This is a genomic window from Paenibacillus sp. FSL R7-0179 (assembly GCF_038002265.1).
Lineage (GTDB): Bacteria > Bacillota > Bacilli > Paenibacillales > Paenibacillaceae > Paenibacillus_AQ.
In genome coordinates, this window is sequence record NZ_JBBOCC010000001.1 from 285,958 (window position 1) to 306,365 (window position 20,408).

At 56.4% G+C, this 20,408-nt stretch carries 15 protein-coding genes; 5 read left to right on the forward strand and 10 right to left on the reverse strand.

What is annotated here, in order from left to right; all coding sequences use genetic code 11:
- Positions 1-160: 160 nt before the first annotated feature.
- The 3 genes from MKX63_RS01175 to MKX63_RS01185 form a co-directional block, all read right to left on the reverse strand.
- Complete coding sequence (locus MKX63_RS01175) at positions 161-2,647, reverse strand: transglutaminase-like domain-containing protein (protein ID WP_341014713.1); 2,487 nt, start codon at positions 2,645-2,647, stop codon at positions 161-163.
- Positions 2,616-4,106, reverse strand: coding sequence for a DUF58 domain-containing protein (locus tag MKX63_RS01180; protein ID WP_341014714.1), 1,491 nt, complete (start codon positions 4,104-4,106; stop codon positions 2,616-2,618). The genes MKX63_RS01175 and MKX63_RS01180 overlap by 32 nt, the downstream gene beginning before the upstream one ends.
- 210 nt (positions 4,107-4,316) lie before the next feature.
- On the reverse strand, positions 4,317-5,741 hold the full coding sequence (locus MKX63_RS01185) for a polysaccharide deacetylase (protein ID WP_341014716.1): 1,425 nt from the start codon (positions 5,739-5,741) through the stop codon (positions 4,317-4,319).
- A gap of 107 nt (positions 5,742-5,848) precedes the next feature.
- On the opposite strand from MKX63_RS01185, the gene MKX63_RS01190 reads away from it, so the two are divergent.
- Both MKX63_RS01190 and MKX63_RS01195 read left to right on the forward strand, forming a co-directional pair.
- Positions 5,849-6,529: a DedA family protein gene (locus tag MKX63_RS01190; RefSeq protein WP_341014718.1), complete on the forward strand. Its 681-nt coding sequence runs from the start codon at positions 5,849-5,851 to the stop codon at positions 6,527-6,529.
- A 36-nt stretch (positions 6,530-6,565) separates the two neighbouring features.
- Positions 6,566-7,510 (forward strand): helix-turn-helix transcriptional regulator, encoded by a 945-nt coding sequence (locus MKX63_RS01195; protein WP_341014719.1) that lies wholly within the window; start codon positions 6,566-6,568, stop codon positions 7,508-7,510.
- Between the two features lie 179 nt (positions 7,511-7,689).
- On the opposite strand, the gene MKX63_RS01200 is transcribed toward MKX63_RS01195, so the two are convergent.
- Together MKX63_RS01200 and MKX63_RS01205 are read right to left on the reverse strand one after the other, a co-directional pair.
- Positions 7,690-9,222 (reverse strand): DHA2 family efflux MFS transporter permease subunit, encoded by a 1,533-nt coding sequence (locus MKX63_RS01200; RefSeq protein ID WP_341014721.1) that lies wholly within the window; start codon positions 9,220-9,222, stop codon positions 7,690-7,692.
- Positions 9,219-9,671 (reverse strand): MarR family winged helix-turn-helix transcriptional regulator, encoded by a 453-nt coding sequence (locus MKX63_RS01205; RefSeq protein WP_341014723.1) that lies wholly within the window; start codon positions 9,669-9,671, stop codon positions 9,219-9,221. The genes MKX63_RS01200 and MKX63_RS01205 overlap by 4 nt, the downstream gene beginning before the upstream one ends.
- A 130-nt stretch (positions 9,672-9,801) precedes the next feature.
- On the opposite strand from MKX63_RS01205, the gene MKX63_RS01210 reads away from it, so the two are divergent.
- Positions 9,802-10,488, forward strand: coding sequence for a DinB family protein (locus MKX63_RS01210; protein ID WP_341014724.1), 687 nt, complete (start codon positions 9,802-9,804; stop codon positions 10,486-10,488).
- A 467-nt stretch (positions 10,489-10,955) separates the two neighbouring features.
- Here the strand turns inward: MKX63_RS01210 and MKX63_RS01215 are convergent, their stop codons facing one another.
- Together MKX63_RS01215 and bcp are read right to left on the reverse strand one after the other, a co-directional pair.
- Positions 10,956-15,242 carry an acyl-CoA dehydratase activase-related protein gene (locus MKX63_RS01215; protein WP_341014726.1) on the reverse strand — a complete coding sequence of 1,429 codons (4,287 nt, stop codon included), beginning with the start codon at positions 15,240-15,242 and terminating at the stop codon, positions 10,956-10,958.
- Between the two features lie 120 nt (positions 15,243-15,362).
- Entirely contained in the window at positions 15,363-15,824 is a 462-nt protein-coding gene (bcp, locus tag MKX63_RS01220) for a thioredoxin-dependent thiol peroxidase (protein ID WP_341014728.1), read from the reverse strand.
- 102 nt (positions 15,825-15,926) lie between these two features.
- On the opposite strand from bcp, the gene MKX63_RS01225 reads away from it, so the two are divergent.
- Positions 15,927-16,985: an LCP family protein gene (locus MKX63_RS01225; protein WP_341014730.1), complete on the forward strand. Its 1,059-nt coding sequence runs from the start codon at positions 15,927-15,929 to the stop codon at positions 16,983-16,985.
- Between the two features lie 105 nt (positions 16,986-17,090).
- Positions 17,091-18,407, forward strand: coding sequence for a glutamate-1-semialdehyde 2,1-aminomutase (locus tag MKX63_RS01230; protein WP_341014731.1), 1,317 nt, complete (start codon positions 17,091-17,093; stop codon positions 18,405-18,407).
- A gap of 88 nt (positions 18,408-18,495) precedes the next feature.
- On the opposite strand, the gene MKX63_RS01235 is transcribed toward MKX63_RS01230, so the two are convergent.
- From MKX63_RS01235 to def, 3 genes are all read right to left on the reverse strand, one after another.
- Positions 18,496-19,197 carry a PBECR4 domain-containing protein gene (locus tag MKX63_RS01235; RefSeq protein ID WP_341014733.1) on the reverse strand — a complete coding sequence of 234 codons (702 nt, stop codon included), beginning with the start codon at positions 19,195-19,197 and terminating at the stop codon, positions 18,496-18,498.
- Between the two features lie 388 nt (positions 19,198-19,585).
- Complete coding sequence (locus tag MKX63_RS01240; protein WP_341014734.1) at positions 19,586-19,723, reverse strand: hypothetical protein; 138 nt, start codon at positions 19,721-19,723, stop codon at positions 19,586-19,588.
- A gap of 25 nt (positions 19,724-19,748) precedes the next feature.
- Positions 19,749-20,312 carry a peptide deformylase gene (gene def / locus MKX63_RS01245; protein ID WP_341018471.1) on the reverse strand — a complete coding sequence of 188 codons (564 nt, stop codon included), beginning with the start codon at positions 20,310-20,312 and terminating at the stop codon, positions 19,749-19,751.
- Positions 20,313-20,408: the final 96 nt, after the last annotated feature.

The window sequence follows — 20,408 nt, forward strand, 5'->3', positions numbered from 1 at the left end:
ACTAGGGAAAGTGAATTTGAATGTAGTCGGTTTTTCGAATACATTTGGTCCTCGTATCCACGCAGCGCTAAATGTAGTCGGTTTTTCGATTACATTTGGAGCGGCTAGCTTAGCCGTCACAAAGACGTCCGCTGCACACGCAGGGACGCCTTTTGCCGGATCACGTCAGATGGAATGTGATCATCAGGCACCGAGCTATGAAAGCCTCTGCGTCCATGGCATCGGCAGCGCTGGCGGGGGCACGGCGTTGGGACGCGGAAGGCGGCATGGGTGCAGAGGGTCCGAAGGACGTCGTGGGTGCGGAAGGCGTCGTGAGTGCGGAGGACGGAAAAGGCATGCCGTCTCCAGCGGTATCTGGCGCCGCTAAAGGCACGCCGCCTCCGGCGCCGCCATACGCCAGGGTCTCCCACTGGCGTACAAACCCCCGGACGGCGGCGCGCAGCCGCCCGTCCTCGATAGCCAGGGAGTCTGCGTACTCCCTGGCGGTAACCCCGGGCAGCGGCGGCCCATACCGCGCCGCCAGCCCGTGCCAGGCCGCAGCGGCGGCGCGCAGCTGCCGCTCACGGCCAAGCCTGCCGGCGCGGCGCACCGCCGGCAGCAGGGCCAGGCTGCGCCGCCAGCGGAGGGCCGCAGCCAGCACCAGCGCCGCCAGCGCGAGCGGCGCACGGTCCGGGCCGCCCGCCTGCGGCAGGGCGGCAGTGAGCGCGTCCGCGTGCAGCGCAGCGCAGCGGCGGGTGTCCGGCGGCGCGGCGGCAGCCGCCGGGTCCGTGGCCGCCGCGCCGGGGGCAGCGTCGGCAGCGGCGGAGGGCGTGGGGTCGAAGGGGACCCAACCCGCGCCGGGAAAATAGACCTCGACCCAGGCGTGGGCGTCGCCGCCGGTCACACTGTAGCGCTGCGGCACAGAGCCGGGCACGGCGGTTCCCGGGCCATAGCCCTGGACGTACCGCGCAGGAATGCCGCTGCTGCGCAGCAGGACCGTCATCGCAGTGGCAAAATGCACACAATAGCCCTGACGGGTCCCGAACAGAAAATCATCGGTGAAGTCTGCACCGGATGGCGGCACACGGGTCTTCAGCGAATAGGTGTAGCCGTCCTGAAGATAGCCGGCCACGGCTACGGCGGCATCGTAACGGCTCGCAGCAGCTCCGGTAAGATCGCCGGCCAGTGCACGTACTCTGGGCGGCAGAGCAGCGGGGAGCTGCAAATACTGGCTGCGGACCCCGTCGGGATCATTCCCCTTCAGCATCCGCAGCACTGCCGGATCACTTGGCGGCAGAACAGACTTGACGGTATACTCCGTAACCCCTGCGGAGCCGTAGACTTCCGGCAGGCGGAAGCTGAGCCTGTCCGGGCTGGCCAGCACGTAACCCAGCTGGCTTCCATCCGCAAGCCGGATGTTCTGTACGTCTGTTATAGCGCCTGCACTGAACAGCGGCACACCTCCAGTGGAAGGCGAAGCGAGCTGAATCCGCTGGATGAGGGTCTGCCCCCCGGAGGGTGAAGCATCCGCCAGAGCAGGCACCGCCCCGGACAGGCGGGGCAGATTCAGCGCTGCATACGCGGCTCCGCTCCTGATCCAGCGGCGGCCGTCATAATACGCCATGCTCTCCCCCCGCGAGTAGTAGGGACGGGGGGCAGTGACCGTGAAGGCCGCCTCTGTGCTTGGAGTCAGAGGCATCCCAAGCTCTCTGTCCTCCATACTGTAGCCGGTGCTGCCAGCTTTGGGTACTCCTGTCTCATCGGGCTTTTGCGCTGCAGCCCAGTGCTCCAGCTTGTCCAGCACCGGCTGCAGTGTAACCGGGGCAGCCGGACGTGCACCCAGCCCTTGCCCGGCTAACCAGGCGGCCAGCGTTACCAGCACAGCCGCCGATAACGCCCTGGCTCCCCAGCGGGCGTAAGGAAGCACCTGCCTCCCTGTCCGTTCTTGCAGATGGAGCAGGCCGCTTAAGGACCGCAGCCACAGGATCAGCCCCGCCGTGGCCAGTACATCCCCGGAAGTATTAACGGCATAGCCCATATCCAGTACCAGCAGATATACCAGCGTTACACCGGTGAACAGCGCAATACTTCCCCTGTACAGCGCGAGCTGCTGGACGGAGGACACCAGCAGTCCCCAGCCCAGCACCAGAATCAGGAGCCTGCTGTCCTCGCTTAAGGCGGAGATCCGGCCGGAGAGCAGCAGCAGGGCATCCTCTCCGCTTTTCTCCAAGGCATAGACCTTCAGCCACCCGCCCCCGCCTCCCGCAGCAGTACAGAGGCCAATCCAGGTCATGAAGATTAGAAGAAACTGCCCGCTTACCTGTACAAGACGGGGTAACAGCAGACAACCCCAGGCGAGAAGCGCTGCTGCCGAGAGCATGAGGAGCCGCAGGAGCTGTGTATGGTCCGCTGCCGCAGACAATTTGTAGAGCGGCAGCAGCCACAGCCCAAAGACGCCCATAATTGCCAAAGAGAACAGGCCGCGATAGTACAGGGGGCTGTTCTCTCTTTTACCTGCGTTGCTGTTCTCTGCAAGGTCTGATTCCTGCATCCCTGGCGCTGTAAAGATGATGCTGCCGGAGCGGCGCTGCCTGCTGTGGGTTGAGCCCACCGGACTGGCACCATCCGTACCCGCACTAGCAGGAGGTGGAGTTATCCGGAAATCCATCTGGCTCCGCCCCCTTGTACCCTTGTGCAGGAGCAGCCTGGCTCAGACAGTGAATCCTCGCGCCAAGCCGCATCAGACTTCCCGCAATCGTATCCGAGGCAGGCGGTCTGCTGGTCCCGTAAGCTGCTGAATCATGCTGCCCGGCTGGTTCCCGCCCCTCCGGTGCCAGCCTGCTGCTGCGGGTTAGCTCCGGCGTTGTCCCCGCTGCTCCGGCGGGGCTTCGCACAGGATTACCGGGAGTCCGGCTCGGAGATGGCTGGTCCCAGACATAATACAGCTCCACCCTGATTCCCTGAACCAGGAAGCGGGCCAGCGTTCTCGCCGGCTCCTCCTCCAGCCGGCCGGTAATGACGGATACCGTCATCCCGGGAATCCAGCTCTGCGATGCCTCCTCCAGCAATCTGCTGAGACTCTGTGAACCGGAGGGGGCAATCTCTGTAAGCAGATCCCGGACCCTCCCGGGGATCTGGCCCACCCCCTCATGTCTGGCCATTCCTTCCGGCCAGCCCCCGCTGAAGAGCTGGATGTAGCTGCCGGAGCGCTCGGCAGAGAGCAGCAGCCCCATAGTAGCCGATACCGCCTGTTCAAAGGCCGGGATCACCGACCTCCGCTGGCTGCGGGGAGCATGCGCACCGCCGGGAATCTCATAATCCGCCGGACTGCTCGCAAGCACGATGCAGGTCATCTGCCCCGCTTCACGCTCCGGCACTCTGCTCTGCAGGTTGCCTTTACGGGCGCTGCTCTTCCAGTGAATCCGGCTGAACGGATCACCCGGCGCATAATCACGGATATCCGCTGCTTGCGGGCTGCTGTGGGTTCCCCGCCCGGATGCACGGTCTCCGGGCAGCAAGCCGGTATCCGGCACTGCTGCGCCCATATATAGCGCTCTTGGCAACACCTTGAAGCCCGCTTTGCCACCCGGCTGGCAGCCGCCTGTGAACAGCCCCGGCAGATCTCCCCAGGTTACACTGCACCCATGAAGCTGATGCACTCCTCTTGGGACAGACAGCAGCTCATACGAATAGTTGAAGGATCGCCGGAAGCCGGGAAACAGCAGCTCCTGATGGCTGCCCCCGCTCCAGTAATCGGTCACAATCATCCAGGGCAGCGGGATTCTGGCGGCAAAAGAAATCTGAACCTCTACGGTAGCGTCATCCCCCGCAGACAGACGCGCAGGAGTAATCGTGCGCTGGACACTAACTCGCCGTGGACCGCAGAGCTGCATCAGCAGGCCGCCGGACATAACCACTCCGCCAGCTGTCAGCAGCAGCAGGAGCGATTCTCCGCCGCGCCACATATACAGCCCTCCGGTAACCGCCATCAGGAGCAGCATTCGCCCCCACTCCTTGGCTGCGCGGCGGATGTGCTTCCGGGGGAACCCGGCAATCTCTGCATTCCCGTACCTGTTCTGCTGTGAAAATACCTGTGATTTCGGATCTGTCAATGATGATGAGGACAAGGAGGACACCCTTCCATGGTCATAGACTAGCCCCCGGCAGCCTGTACTTTCTCTGGCTATACTGCTTGTTGAGGCCTGTTGCTATCTATTCTTTCCACGAAAAAGGATGCCCAGACATTCAGCAGCCGCTTTTCCCCGCAAGCGCTCCCTGTTCTCTGCTCTCCTTGCCGTTCTCTATGTCCAGCCCGCCTTCCAACCCGGATATCCGCCTTAAGCTGCGGTAACCCTGCGCTCCTCTGCATTAACAAAGGCTTCAGCATCCGGATGACCTGCCGCCTCCAGCAGCATACGCAGGGGTACCCAGAGGGAGGAACCCTGGAGCTGCACCTGTGCCGCTTTGTACTCTGCTGTACCGTCCGGCCAGTGAATGCCCACTTCCTGCTTCTGTGAGTCTAACGTCATGCTGCGGCCGTTCCAGCTGACAGCTGCGCTCCGGGTAACCGCATTCCAGCCGACCCGTCCACCCAGCCGTTCTACGGTGGCGCGTAGCGGAACATAGTACTGCCCATCCTGTAGACGGTACTCTCCGGGCTTCAGCTTGGTCTCCAGCCCGCCAACCTCAAGGGCAAGCGCCTTGCCTGGTGCAAGCAACTCCGCATTCGGGGAAATATTGGCCGATATCCAATCCTGTGACGGTTTGCTTCTATGAAGGGCGGCTGCTTTGGAGGACACTCTGAACTGTACGGGATCACTTTGCGCATCCAGAACACCGAACTCATAACCGGCTGCTCTGTAGCGTTCAATGATAGCAGGCAGTGCCTTGGCGCTCTGTTCATGGCCCGATCCGTCATGCAGCAGCAATACCACACTGGAGGAGTTCAAGTCAGCCACAGAAGCCTGTATAATCTCCGCAGCAGGCACTCCCCGGCGGCGGGAATCCCCGCTGTCCACAGTCCAGTCCATCACCCCGTAGCCTGCCTGCTTCAGCAGATTGAAATATGTGCTGTCGAAATGGCCGAACGTGCCGCCCGGCGCACGGACCAGCTGCGGACGGATGCCTGTGATCTCACGTACCGTTTCCTCCGTCTGTTTGATTTGGCGCCAGAACTCCTTGAAGCCGCTATATAAATCATGATAATTATGATTATAGGTATGGTTGCCGATAGCATGACCCTGCTCCCAGATGGCCTTGATCAGCTCGGGACGGCCTGCGGCCTGATCCCCAAGCACGAAGAAGGTCGCTTTAACCCCCTGCTCCTGCAATATGCTAAGCACCTTAGGAGTAACTGCGCTTGGCCCGTCGTCAAAAGTCAGATAGACCACCTTCTCCTTGCGGTGTCCGGCTGCTGGAGCAGCTTTCCCCGCAGCAGCAGATACTTGCTGTATAGCGGGAGCAGGACGCTGCGCACCTGCCTTAGAGGCTGAACCGCCCGAGATGTGCGGCTGCCGCAATTCTGCGGTTGTCATTCTGGAAGCTGCCGGGCGCAAATCTTGCACCGGGACAGCCGGAGCATTATTCTTAGAGAGTAGAGGTAACGCACTGCCTGCTTCAGCCTGCAGGGAGTACGCCCTCCGCGAACCGGAAGAATTCTCCTGCCCTCCATAGGCTGACACACCCAGACTCAACATGGCAGCAATAATGAGCAACCCGCAGATCATGATGCGGCGGATAGGATTTTCCCGACTGTCCTTCATCTTCTCTACCTCCAGCATTCTATTGGCGCTTCCGCACCATTTGGTAGATTATATGAAGACAAGCTTCAGAATAGAATTGGCGCGCAGCCTTGGAGAGTGAAGAATCTATGGATATGCTGAAATGGATACAAGAATTGTTTGCGAGCTACGGTTATAGCGTATTGTTCTTCGGGCTTTTGCTCGAATTCATCGCCCTGCCTTTTCCCGGGGAGACCACGATGGCCTTCGCAGGATTTCTCTCTTACACAGGGAGACTGGATTTCTTCACCCTGGTGATCGTAGCCTTCTTAGGGACTACAATCGGGATGACCATTACTTATTTCATCGGCCTCAAGGCCGGTCTGCCCTTTATCCAGCGGTACGGCAAATGGTTCATGTTCTCTCCGGCCAAGCTGGAAAAGACACAGCGCTGGTTCGAGAAATACGGCAGCGTGCTGATCTCCATCGGCTATTTCATTCCCGGCGTCCGCCACTTCACCGGTTATTTTGCCGGGATTATCGCCCTGCCCTTCCGTAAATTCGCTATGTATGCCTATGGGGGCGCAATATTCTGGGTGGTGTTATTCCTCGGAATCGGCAAAATCTTCGGCCCGCAGTGGATGGGCATCTTCCACCTGATCGAATCCTACGCCCTCTGGATCGCGGTCGGCGTGCTGGCCATCGCTGCGCTGATTATTATCTATCGTTACCGGGCTGCCATTTCTCTGCGGCTGCGGCGGCGCAAGCCTGCGGCTACGCTTGATGCCAAGGTCCAGGTAAAGGTTAAAGAAACCTCCAAGACCCGCTGACTTAAGCTCACCTAACGCCCGAAAGAAGGTATCCCTGTGAAAATAGACCGTCTGCTCTCCATTGTCATTCTCCTGCTCAACCGGCCGCTGATTCAGGCCAAGGAGCTGGCCGATATGTTCGAGGTCTCTGTACGTACGATTTACCGCGATATAGACAGTATTAACAGCGCAGGCATCCCTGTGGTTACCTATCAGGGCGCAGGGGGCGGCATTGGCCTCATGCAGGGCTACAGGCTGGACCGCAACGTGTTATCGCAACGCGAGCTGGCCGATATATTCAGTGCGCTGCAAAGCGCCTCCTCCATCGGAGGGGAGGGCCATCAGCTATTGATGGAGAAGATCAGCAGCGTTGTCCCTCCCTCCCAGATCGCTGCCTTCCGCAGCAAAACCACCCAAATGATCGTCGATTTCTCCCCCTGGGAGCTGACAGGTGCGCTGGAGGAGCGGCTGAACCTCCTTAAAGAAGCCTTGGAGGAAGAGGTCATGGTCACTTTTGAATACATAACGGCCGAAGGCAGGGTAAGTACGCGTACAATCGAGCCATATACGCTGGTTCTTAAGGGACAGTTCTGGTACTTATACGGGTTCTGCCAGGACCGTCAGGATTTCCGTCTCTTCAAGCTGCTGCGGATGAAAGCGCTGGTGAAGGAGAACAGGCACTATATCCGCCAGGATATCCCGCTTACAGAGCTGCCGTGGAGCAGTGCCTGGAAGGAACCGCAGAATCTCACACCGGTCACGCTGCGTTTCACACCTGAAGGCAAGCATCTAGCCGAGGAATACTTCGACTGTGAGACGCTCCAGCGGGATGCTACCGGCGGATATATCCTCACACTCCAGTACCCTGAGAATGACTGGCTGTACGGCTACCTGCTAAGCTTCGGGACCGTCCTGGAGGTGCTGGGACCGGAGCATGTCCGCCGCAGATTAGGCGAGGTGGCCCGAGGCGTCGCGGCGGCATATTCAGCAGATCGCATCTGAACCTGAATCCATGTTGTCAGGTTTGCCGGTTTATACTCTAAGGGAGAAGCCGGTTTTGGACTGGGAGACTGGGGAACATGAAGGACAGTGGGGCAATTCCACCCTGGTTCGCAGACGCAAAAAGACGATCCGGCAACCGTTAACGGTTATATCGGATCGTCTTTTTATTATATACAGGATTATGCTCTCTGTGATTTCGTCAGGTTCGGCTGCGGCTGTCCGCCTTCCGCTTCTTCCGTCTTCAGGAAGTCGGGCTGCGGAGAGGTCTTGCGGATGAACAGCGCCAGCACCAGGGCAACAACAGTCACCCAGGTTGCTACAGCGAACGCATGGGTAATCCCGTTAATCGTTGCGTCCTGAGTAAGCTTCAGCATCGCAGCCTTATCGGTCTTCGACACCGCTCCGCTTACCAGTGCATCGGTAATGTTGCTCTTCGTACGGTTGGTCATCAGGCTGACGAACAGGGCCATCCCCAGTGCACCGCCTACGGTACGCAGGGTGTTGGACATGGCTGTACCATGGGAAGCCAGACGTTGCGGCAGCTGGTTCAGACCGGCGGTAACGATAGGCATCATCAGCATCGACATCCCGAACATCCGGGCCGTATACGTCAGGATCAGGTGAGTATAAGTGGTAGTGGTGCTGATCTGGCTGAATTCCCAGGTCGTCACAGTGGTGATGGCAAGGCCGATAACCGCCAGCCATCTGGCGCCGATTTTATCAAATATTATTCCGGTGATCGGCGACATAACGCCCATCAGAACCGCACCCGGGAGCAGCATCAGTCCGGATTCCATCGGTGTAAAGCCGCGGATGGTCTGCAGGTAGATCGGCAGCAGGATCATCCCTGCGTACATAGCCATGGTGACGATAATGTTGATTACGGTAGTCAGTGAGAACATGTTGTAGCGGAAAATGCGGAACTCAAGCAGCGGCTTATCTGTGGTCAGCTCACGCCATACGAACAGCCCCAGGGACACGATACCCAGGATCAGGCAGAGAATAACGGTCGTGCTTCCCCAGCCGTCTGTTCCGGCATCACTGAAGCCGTAGAGCAGCCCGCCGAAGCCCAGGGTCGATAAGATCACGCCCGGCTTATCCAGCTTCGGAGAAGTCAGCTTACCGACATTCTGCATAGTCTTCATGCCGAGCAGCATCGAGAAGATGGCCAGCGGAAGCACGATGTAGAACAGCACGCGCCAGGAGTAGTTCTGCACAACCCAGCCGGACAAGGTAGGTCCGACAGCCGGAGCAAAAATCATTGCAACGGCCATCAGTCCCATCGCCTTGCCCCGTTCTTCTATCGGGAAGATGCGCAGGAACACAATGTTCATCAGCGGCATCAGAATTCCGGCACCCACGGCCTGAATGACTCTGCCGACCATAATCATCTCAAAGCCTGTTCCTATTGCACAGACTAGAGTACCTATCGAAAATAACATCATTGCGGTCGTAAAGAGCTGGCGGGTCGTAAATTTCTCCACCAGATAGGCGCTGATCGGCACAAGCACACCGTTAACCAGCATGAACCCTGTCGTCAGCCATTGGGCCGTATTGGCGAGGATGTTCAGATCCTCCATCATTTTGGGCAGTGCCACATTCATCAGTGTCTGATTGAGCAGCGCCACGAAGGCGCCGATCAGGAGCGCTGCGATAATCGGGCCTCTGCGGACCGTCTTGGACGGTGCATTACCGGCTGTAATTGTACTCATAGCTTCTTGTTGTCTCTCCCTTGTTCTAGAATTCGGATAATTTCACCATGCAGCCGCAGCAGCTCCTGTGCATCCCCGGGCGGAAGTTCGCCCAGCGGCTGCAGATGCCGTCTGAATGACTGCTTGCTGAGCTCACGGATCTCCTTGCCCTTATCGGTCATCGCCAGCTTGAATATACGCCTGTCGCTCTGCGAGCGTTCACGGGTAATCAGCCCGGCCTTCACCATCCGGTCCACAACCCCGCTGACCGCGCTATTGCCCAGATGCAGCAAATCGGCAAGCTCAGTGATACCAATGTCCGGATGCACCGCTAACTTACGCAGCACCATGAGCTGGGTTGAGGTAATATTAAGCTCTTCCGCATACTTCCACAGAAGCTGCTGGAAATTATGGGTAATGCAGCGGAAAGAGGACAGAATATCGTCCAGTTGCTTTTCCTTTTCTTCCAAGCCTTATCCCTCCACAAGCATAATGCACAATAATATTTCGCATGCGAACTATTTTACTATTTACCTATTTATCCGTCAATGATTTTCTTACAGAAATTTTCTGAAAAATTACGGAAAGCGAGGGTTAAACATGAATACAGAACAACGAAACTACTGGAACAGGCAGCATAAAATGTTGTCCAGGATCATCACCAACCCGAAGGCGCATACTGAAGCAGTCGCTATCATTCTGGAGCTGCATACTGCCCTCTTCGCCTCTGAAGAAAGCAACGGGCAACAGGCAACCTACGAGGATACATTATGGGACACGCTGCTGGAGTCCACTGCGCGCAGCTACCCGGTGCAGACACCCGGCAGCCGTAATTCAATCGTCTGGCATCTCTGGCACAGTGCACGGATTGAGGATATCACCATGAATATCCTGGGGGCAGACTGTGAACAGGTGCTATACTCGGGTCAGTATGCCCGGAGGCTGGAGGTTCCTTACGTTCATTCCGGCAATGGGATGAGTGAACAAGATGTCGCTGCGCTCAGCAGAGAGGTGAATCTCGGGGCGCTGACTGAGTACCGTCGCGCTGTCGCCCGCAGAACACGTTCCATCCTATCCTCTCTGGAGCCGGGACAGCTCGGGAGGAAGGCCACTCCGGCGCAGTTTGAGAGAGTCCGGGAAGAAAAGGCCGTACTGGACAGCGAGCAGTGGCTAATGGATTATTGGGGCGGCAAGACCTTTGCCGGTCATGTGCTGATGCCGGCCACCCGGCATAACTTCGTCCATCTGAACAAGGCGATGCAGGTGAAGCAGAAGCTGCAGAAGTGACTCCGTGCTGCATCCGGTCCACTCACCTTCGCGCCAAACACAATGTAGTCGGTTTTCCGATTACATTTGGCCCACGTGCTCCGTGCCTGCTCCATGTAGTCGGTTTTCCGATTACATTCGGCCCACGTGCTCCGCGCCTGCTCTATGTAGTTGGTTTTTCGACTACATTCGGCCCACATGCTCCGTGCCTGCTCCATGTAGTCGGTTTTCCGATTACATTCGGCCCACGTGCTCTACGTCTGCTCTATGTAGTCGGTTTTTCGACTACATTTGGCCCACGTGCTCTGCGCCTGCTCCATGTCTTCGGTTCTCCGACTACACTCTCTCCACTTGCCTCCCGCGGGCCCCATGTCTTCGGTTCTCCGCATACATGCGGGTTGAGCCCTGAAAGGCAAAAAAGCGGACCGGAGTTTCCTCCGGTCCGCTCTTCATTTATTAAACCGCTGCTTATTCGCAGGCGGCTGGCTCTACCCCTGGCAGCCCACACCACCGGCCATGACTGGCACCAGCTGTGCCAGATCATCCGCTGACGGCTGGGTACCGGCGGCAAGGCCGCTGGCAATCGACATCATCAGCTTGATCCGGTTAGCCTGATTGACCACGCTGACTCCGGCATCATAATCAATGGCGACGATGTTCGCACCAGGATATAGATCCTTAAGCCCCTTAATCATCCCGCGCCCGGTAATATGGTTCGGCAGGCAGGCAAACGGCTGGATGCAGGCAATATTATTCACACCGTTATCCAATAGATCCATCATCTCCGCTGTCAGGAACCAGCCTTCGCCCATCTGGTTGCCGACCGACACGAGGCGGCTTGCCTTCTCGGCCAGACCGTAGATATTCTCCCGGCCTTTGGATAATCCTGCCTCCTCCAGTGCTACCTTGACCGGCTTGCGGTAGATTTCGAGATAGGAGATCAGCATGGGATTGATATAGCCCAGCCGCTTGCTTTTGCCGAATTGCCCGGCCTTGTAGATCGGATTGTAGACACAATAGAAAATGAAGTCCAGGAAATCAGGCATCACGGCCTCTCCGCCTTCGGCCTCAATCATGTCGATGATATGGTTATTGGCATCCGGATGGAATTTGATCAGGATCTCCCCGACAATCCCCACCTTGGGCTTATCCGCCGGGATGACCGGCAGCCGCGAGAACCCGGCAACAATCTCACGGGTCAGCCGCTTATATTCGCGGAACGAGAAGTTTGACAGGCTGCCCTTGCAGCGGCCCATTCCTTCGCGGAATAAGGCCTCTGCGCTTCCCGGCACTGCTTCATACGGTCTGAAGCGGTGCCGGAGACGCATCATCAGATCCCCATAGCAGGCTGCGGCGATCAGGCGGTTCGCCAGCTTCAGGCTGATGCGGAAGCCCGGCTGGTTCTCCATCCCGGAGGCATTCAGGGAGATGACCGGGATCTGCCCCAGACCGGCATCTTTCAGTGCCTTGCGCAGCAGGGAGATATAATTGGTCGCCCGGCAGCCGCCTCCGGTCTGCGACATAATCACAGCCGTCCGGTCCGGATCGTAATCGCCGCTCTTCAGTGCCGACAGCATTTGCCCGATCGTTACAATCGCCGGATAACAGGCATCATTGTTGACGTACCGTAGGCCTTCCTCCGTCTCCTGCGGACCGGTCGATTCCAGAATTTTCAGCCGGTAGCCTGCATCCTGGAAGACCCGTTCGAACAGCTCGAAATGAATCGGTGACATCTGCGGGGCAAGGATGGTATAGCTATCCTTCATTTCTTTGGTGAACGGCACATTGACTTGCGGCTTGTAGAGCAGCTGCGGCTTAACCTCGCCTCTCTCGCGCTCGCGCATCGCGGCCTGGAGTGAACGCAGGCGAATCCGTGCGGCTCCGAGATTGCTGATCTCATCGATTTTGATAAGCGTGTAGACCTTGTTGTGCCGCTCCATAATCTCCTGAACCGCATCGCAGGTAATCGCATCGATTCCGCAGCCGAAGGAGGTGAGCTGGACCAGCTCCAGATCGCTTCTTCCCGCCGCCAGCCGGGCCGCACGGTACATCCGCGCATGGTAGGTCCACTGGTTCACTACGCCAACGTCCCCTTCACTGCGGTCCAGATGGCAGATCGAATCCTCGGTCAGCACCGCAAGTCCCATACCGGTAATCATATCGGCAATCCCGTGGTTGATCTCAGGGTCGGCATGATACGGATGCCCGCAGAGCAGAATCCCCTTCGTGCCTGTCTCCGTGAGGAAGACCAGCGTCTCCTCTCCTTTGGTACGCACATCGTTCTTCGCCTGCTCCGCTTCCGCCAGTCCCGCCTGGACAGCAGCCGCAATCTCCTCCTTAGGCACCTCGGCGAAGGTTCGTACCAGCACCCGGGTCAGCGCCGGAATATCGTCGAAGGTCAGGAACGGGCTGACCAGCGGAACCCCTTGCTCCTTCAGGCCGTCCATATTATTGCGGATCACCTCAGGGTAGGAGGCAACCACCGGGCAGTTGAAGTGATTCTGCGCCGCATCATCCTCCTTCTTCTCATACACCACCGCCGGGTAAAAGATGAAGTCTACGCCTTGCCCGATCAGCTGCTGTACATGCCCGTGCGCCATTTTGGCCGGATAGCAGATGGATTCCGAAGGGATCGTATCCATTCCGCTCTCATACAGCTTCTTACTCGACTTCGGAGACAGCACGGTCCGGTAGCGCAGCGAGGTGAAAAAGGTATGCCAGAACGGATAATTCTCGAACATATTCATTGTGCGCGGAAGACCAACCGTTCCCCGGACCGCCGCTACCTCAGGCAGGCCCTCGTAGGCGAAGAACCGCTCATATTTATATTGCATCAGATTCGGTAGTGTGTTCTTCTCTTTCTTGCCGCCTGCGCCGCGTTCACAGCGGTTCCCCGTCACATGGAAGCTCTTGTCCGGGAACCGGCTGATGGTCAGCGCACAGTTATTGGCACAGCGGCTGCAGCGGCCTGGAGCAACTGAATACTGGAAGCTCTCCAGCTCCTCCGGTCCGAGAATTGTGCTGATTCCTTCCGGCGCAGCCTGTTCTCTGGCAATCAGCGCACAGCCGTAAGCGCCCATCACACCGGCGATATCGGGTCTGACTACCGTTCTTCCCGTCAGCAGCTCAAAAGCCCGCAGGACAGCTTCATTATAGAAGGTGCCGCCCTGAACAATGATATTCCGGCCCAGATCTTCGGGATTACGGATCTTGATCACCTTTTGCAGCGCATTCTTCACCACGGAATAGGCTAGCCCCGCCGAGAGATCGGCAAGTGTCGCCCCTTCCTTCTGGACCTGCTTCACCTTGGAATTCATGAACACGGTACAACGCGAGCCGAGATTCACCGGCCCCTTCGATTCGAGCGCAGCAGCGGCGAATTCCTCTATGCCAAGCTCCAGTGCGGAAGCGAAGCTCTCCAGGAAGGAGCCGCAGCCCGCCGAGCAGGCTTCATTCAGCATCAGGCTGTCGATAGCTCCCCCGCGGATCTTGATGCACTTCATGTCCTGGCCGCCGATATCGAGGATGAAATCGACCTCCGGCATGAACCGGGAGGCTGCCTTGTAATGGGCCACCGTCTCTACTTCCCCGCCGTCCATCCGCAGCGCCGCCTTGACCAGACCCTCGCCATAACCGGTTGCGTAAGCTCCAGCAATGTAGCAGCCAGAGGGCAGAATCCGGTAGAGCTCCTTCAGCGCGTCGGTGACCGACTGGAGCGGATTACCGCCATTGCTGCCATAGAAGGTATGCAGAATCTCGTCCGCCGCTCCGGTAACCACCAGCTTGGTCGTGGTAGAGCCGGCATCAATTCCGAGATATACCGGCCCCTGGTAAGCTGCCAGCACAGAACGCGGCGCTGTAGCCTTACTGTGCCGGAGTCTGAACTGCGCCAGCTCATCCGGTGCTCTGAACAGCGGCGCCAGCTCTGCATCCTCCGCGCGGTCCTGCGAGAAGTCAACCGCCATGATCCGGGCAATCCAGCCGCTCAGCGGCAGGTATAAGGGATCTGAGCCGGCAAGTGCTGAACCGATGGCTACGAAATATTGTGAGTGCTCCGGGAACAGCACCTCCTCTTCCTTCAGTCCAAGCGTCTCCGTGAACCGGTCCCTCAGAGCGGACAAGAACGTCAAGGGTCCCCCGAGAAAAGCAACACGCCCGCGGATAGGCCGTCCACAGGCGAGGCCGCTGATGGTCTGGTTCACGATGCTCTGGAAGATCGAGGCTGCCACATCCTCACGCCGTGCTCCTTCATTCAGCAGCGGCTGCACATCGCTCTTGGCGAATACCCCGCAGCGCGAAGCGATGGGATAGATCCGCTCATGCTTCACCGCAAGGGCATTCAGCCCGGCAGGGTCCGTCTGCAGCAGAGAGGCCATCTGATCGATGAATGCTCCCGTACCGCCTGCACAGGCTGTATTCATCCGCTGCTCAATGCCGCCGCTGAGATAGATGATTTTGGCATCCTCACCGCCCAGCTCAATCGCGGTATCACATTCTGGAATCCGTCCGCTGATTGCCCTCGTGCAGGCAATAACCTCCTGGACAAACGGAATCTCCCCTAGCTTAGACAGAGATAACCCGGAGGAGCCGCTTACGGTGAGCGCTGCTTCACTGCCTGTGAATCTTTGCTGCACCTCTGACAGCAGGGTAACCGCCGCTTTTTTTATATCACTGAAATGACGCACATAATCCTGATATATAATGATATCCCGCTGCATAACCACCAATTTGGCTGTAGTTGATCCGACGTCAAGCCCAATACGCAGTCTCTTCATGCCATCCCCCATACCTTGCTCCAAATTTGAAGTAATATGAGGCAACTATATCACGAGTAAGCCTGACTAGAGCTGTTAGAAAAGTAACAGACAAATACAATTAATTCCCAGCATACTTAATTATTTCACGATTTGTTCTAATGCGGCCTCCACATGGCCCTTCACTCTGACTTTTCGCCACTCCGCTATTAGAACTCCTTCCTCATCAATTAGAAAAGTAGAACGGACAATGCCCATGAACTCCTTGCCGTAGAGCTTCTTCTGCTGCCAGACGCCGAACAGCTCGCTGACCTTATGCTCCTCATCCGACAGCAGCGGGAACGGCAGGCTATGCTTCGTGCTGAATTTGCTGTGTGAGGCCAGCGGATCAGCACTGATTCCAAGGACAACCGCCCCATTCGCGGCAATTGTATCGTGGGCATCGCGGAAATCACAAGCCTCTTGAGTACAAGCCGGGGTACTGTCCTTGGGATAGAAATAGAGCAGCACCTTCCTGCCGCGATAGTCGCTTAAAGTAATCTCCCGTCCTGTAGATGCGGGGAGCGTAAAGTCGGGGACCTCCTGGCCGATCGTAATATTCATGTAGAATTCACTCCTTGCCGATATAGTTGGTGAACCTGAAATTGCGTGTCTTCCCAAAAGAAATTATAATGTAGAGAATGTGAACTGGAAAGGACGAACGAAATGCCACCAAGAAAGAACCGGCACGCCAAAGCCGGCAAGTCAAAGAAGAAACCGCTGCTCTGGACTCTGGCAATCATACTCCTTTTAATTATCGGAGGTCTGGTTTACTATTTCACTGCTATTTACAACCAGCTCGATAACCTCCACAAGACAGGCGAAGATTCTCCGTTCGCGAATGTTCCCACTGCCTCGGCAGAAGCGGTTAAGCCCCCTGAATGGGAGGGCACAGAGCCGGTTAACATCCTGCTTATGGGCGTGGATGGCCGCGGGGTGAAGAAGGGCGAGGTTCCGCGCTCGGATACGATGCTGGTGGCCTCTCTGGACCCGGTGAAGAAGAAATTCTATGTCTTCTCTATTCTGCGCGATACGTATGTTGATATACCAGACCACGGGAGTCAGCGGATCAATGCCGCCATTACTTACGGCCCCAATACGGCGATGCAGACGGTAAGCAACCTGCTCGGCATTCCGATTCAATATTATGTCTATACCGATTTCCAGGGCTTCATTAAGCTGGTGGATGCCGTGGGCGGTGTGGACTATGAGGTCGAGAAGGACATGCGCTATACCACCAAGGCTGACGGGCCTGAATACGACATTGATCTCAAAAAAGGCTTCCAGCACCTGGACGGCAAAATGGCGCTGCAATATGTACGCTTCCGCCATGATGCCACCTCCGACTTCACCCGGACCGAGCGCCAGCGCGGCTTCCTTAAGGCGGTGGCGGACAAGGTGATCAGCACCACTTCGATCATCAAGCTGCCGAATATTCTCGGTCAGGTTACGCCTTATATCGACACGAACCTTGACGCGAGTGACATGTGGAAGCTGGGCGCTGTAGGCTATGACAGCTCTATGGGCGGCAGCGAGCAGATTCCGCCGATGAAGCTGATCCGGGAGAAGACCCTCAAGGACGGCTCCCAGGTGATCGGGTTCAGCAGCGAGAAGGCACTGAAGAAGTTCGTAGAGGATACACTCACTGCACCAGAACCATCGCCAACTCCTGGAGCAGAGGCTTCACCGGGCAGCAGCCCTTCAGCATCACCGGAAACAAAATAACATCCAATATAACCATGCTTGGCACACGGGGCGGGCGGACAGCGGGAATCAGCCGCGGTTCGCCCTTTCCCTTGGGCACAAGCCAAGAGGAAAGGAACATTACCTATGAACCGCAGCACATCAGAACAGCTATATGACGAAGCTCTACAGCATATTGTCGGGGGCGTGAACAGCCCCTCCCGCTCCTTCAAGGCCGTAGGCGGAGGCGCCCCTGTCTTCATGAAACGCGCCGGAGGCTCACGCTTCTGGGACGAGGACGGCAATGAATATATTGATTATCTGGCCGCCTACGGCCCGATCATAACCGGACATGCCCACCCGCATATCACCGCCGCTATTACAGAGGCTGCGCAGAACGGACTGCTCTACGGAACGCCAACCCGGCTTGAGATCAAGCTGGCCAAGATGCTGAAGGAAGCCATTCCCTCGATGGATAAGGTACGCTTCGTGAACTCCGGTACAGAAGCCGTCATGACGACCATCCGCGTCGCCCGCGCCTACACCAAGCGCAGCAAAATCATCAAATTCGCCGGCTGTTATCACGGTCACTCGGACCTTGTGCTTGTAGCCGCAGGCTCAGGTCCGTCGACACTGGGCATCCCGGACAGCGCAGGCGTTCCGGCCAGCATCGCCCAAGAGGTCATCACCGTTCCCTTCAATGATCTGGACGCCCTGCGTGAAGCTCTCGAGAAATGGGGCCAGGATGTGGCTGCCGTTATGGTCGAGCCGATTGTCGGCAACTTCGGTATGGTTATGCCGGAGCCAGGCTTCCTGGAAGGCCTATGCAAGCTGACGCACGAGAACGGCTCCCTGGTCATCTATGATGAAGTGATTACCGCTTTCCGTTTCCACTATGGCTCCACGCAGACCTATGCCGGTCTTGTGAATCATGAGGAGATCATTCCCGATCTGACGGCCCTTGGCAAAATCATCGGCGGCGGACTGCCGATCGGTGCTTACGGCGGCCGCAAGCATGTCATGGAGCAGGTCGCTCCGCTCGGTCCTGCTTATCAGGCCGGCACGATGGCCGGTAACCCTGCCTCGATCTCGGCAGGGATTGCCTGCCTGGAGGTGCTTAGTGCTGAAGGCGTCTATGACGAGATGGAGCGGCTGGCAATCCGCCTGACCGAAGGACTTCAGACCTCCGCTGACCGTCACGGCATTCCGCTCACCATCAACCGGATTCGCGGCGCCTTCTCCACACATTTTTGCAGCCATCCCATTACGAATTATGAGGAAGCACAGGATACCGATGGTGAAATGTTCGCCAGCTTCTTCCGTCATATGCTGAGCCGGGGCATCAACCTGGCCCCGTCCAAATATGAGGCGTGGTTCCTGACCACCGCCCACACGGATGCCGACATCGACCTCACCCTGGAAGCGGCAGAGGCTTCGTTCGCGGCTATGGCTGCGGAGAAGTAATCGATTTTGATCACATAGGAGAACCCCTGCCATTAAAGCTTTAAGCGGCAGGGGTTTCGTTTTTAATATATGAATAATAGCCTCAACTCTAATGCTTCCTTAATCGATGTGAACGCTTTGGTAGCCGACAAGCTGTTCTTCTGACTTTTGGTCGGATTGGAGAAGAATATCGCGGATAAATGTTCCGACTGGTGATAGAAACAACTGTGCTTGGCGGGTCGGCAAATTTATTATTAGGCCGCGAAACTTTAACACGTTCAATTAAAAAAGTCTCAGGATAGTACCATCTTCCGTGGTCACACTTGCTGATTCCAATTTGGATGTATGTATTGTCTGCAACATGCAAATTATAAATAATAATTTCAGAAGGAATTCGGGATGAACCTGAAGGAACAAACTTGATTGCTAATGAGCCAACTCGGAGAAGTTCAGGCAAGTAATAAAAAAACAACATCTTGTCTTTCATCGGGTCCAACGAAACTCCATACGCCCGTATAATTGCTTTGCTTGACCGCCCTTCGCGAATCGCATTCCAACCGGCCATTCCCTTGTATTCCTTCTTCACTTCCCGGCTGAGTCTTCTCGCCTGTTCAACAGTTTTTTTAAGACCAAGTAAATGGCAGAATGCCTCTAAATTGAACTTCAATATAATTATTTCACCGCTTGCTAGAACAAATTCAAAGATATTTGGATATAGATATTGGTAATATAAATCGCTTAGCGGCAGTAATTCCACATCCGTGAATGATGGTTTCGATTGAAGTGCGATAAGAGCTGCGGCAGTTAGCAATAATGTTCCCCCTAGAACTATTTTCTTAATAACAAAAATGCCCTGATGAAAAAGACATCAGAGCAATACATTATTATTAAAGGTAGCCGATTTGTGGTATTCCAGGGTTTTATGAGACCCTCCCGCAGGGTACCGGACGCTACCAGGTCCAGCTCGCTTCAAGCGACATACTTATAGGATATTCCATGAAACCAAGAATGATGATTACGTGGTAGCCGATTGGTAATATTCCAGGATTTTGTGAGACCCTCCCGCAGGGTACCGGACGCTACCGTGTCCAGCATGTACCTTAAGATTGAGATACAACTTAATATTACTATACCCAGTTTACATGATATTAGCAGGGATTTCAATGAAATAATTTGTAAAAATACCCCAGGATAATTCACTACTCCCCACTCTTACGCCGCCCGTACACGAACAACGCAGCCACCGCAAGCGGGGTCACCAGCCGTACGGCAAGCTGCATGCTCCCGCCCGTGAAGGCGACCACTACATAACTTATCACGATGGCTGCTTCAGACATCAAGTGCTTGTTAAAGGTTCCTTGTCTACTTGCCCTTCTGCTCATACAGGCTGCGGATCTCCACATCCTGCGGAAGCTTGAACGGGTTCTGCGGATTGATCCGGTCATAGAACATCATTCCGTCCAGGTGATCCATCTCATGCTGGATGATGATCGCCTGATAGCCCTTGAATTTCTGGGTAATCACCTCGCCGTTCAGATCAAAGCCCCTGACCTTCACAGACTCATACCGTGGTACGAAGCCGTGCACCGGCCGGTCCACGGACAGGCAGCCCTCGCTCTCCGGCAGATAGACCATGGCCATCGAATGGCTGATAATCTTGGGATTTATCCAGGTATATTCTACGTTCTTGCCGTTATCATCCTTCAAATACATGACAAACATCCGCTTCGATAGTCCGATCTGATTGGCGGATAAGCCTACCCCTGAGCGCAGCTTATATTTGGCAGCCATCTCGGCATCCTGACTGTTCTTAAGGAACTGCATCATACTCTGCAGTGCACCGCGATCTTCCGCCTGTAGCGGCAACTGTACGGTTTCCGCTACCGTACGCAGGACAGGGTCGCCTTCCCGTATGATATCCTCCATCGTGATGATGTAATCAGCATTATACTTTGTACTAGACAACTGGGTTCATCCACCTTTTCCACTACGGGACTGATTTGATGATGCTATGGTTAGATT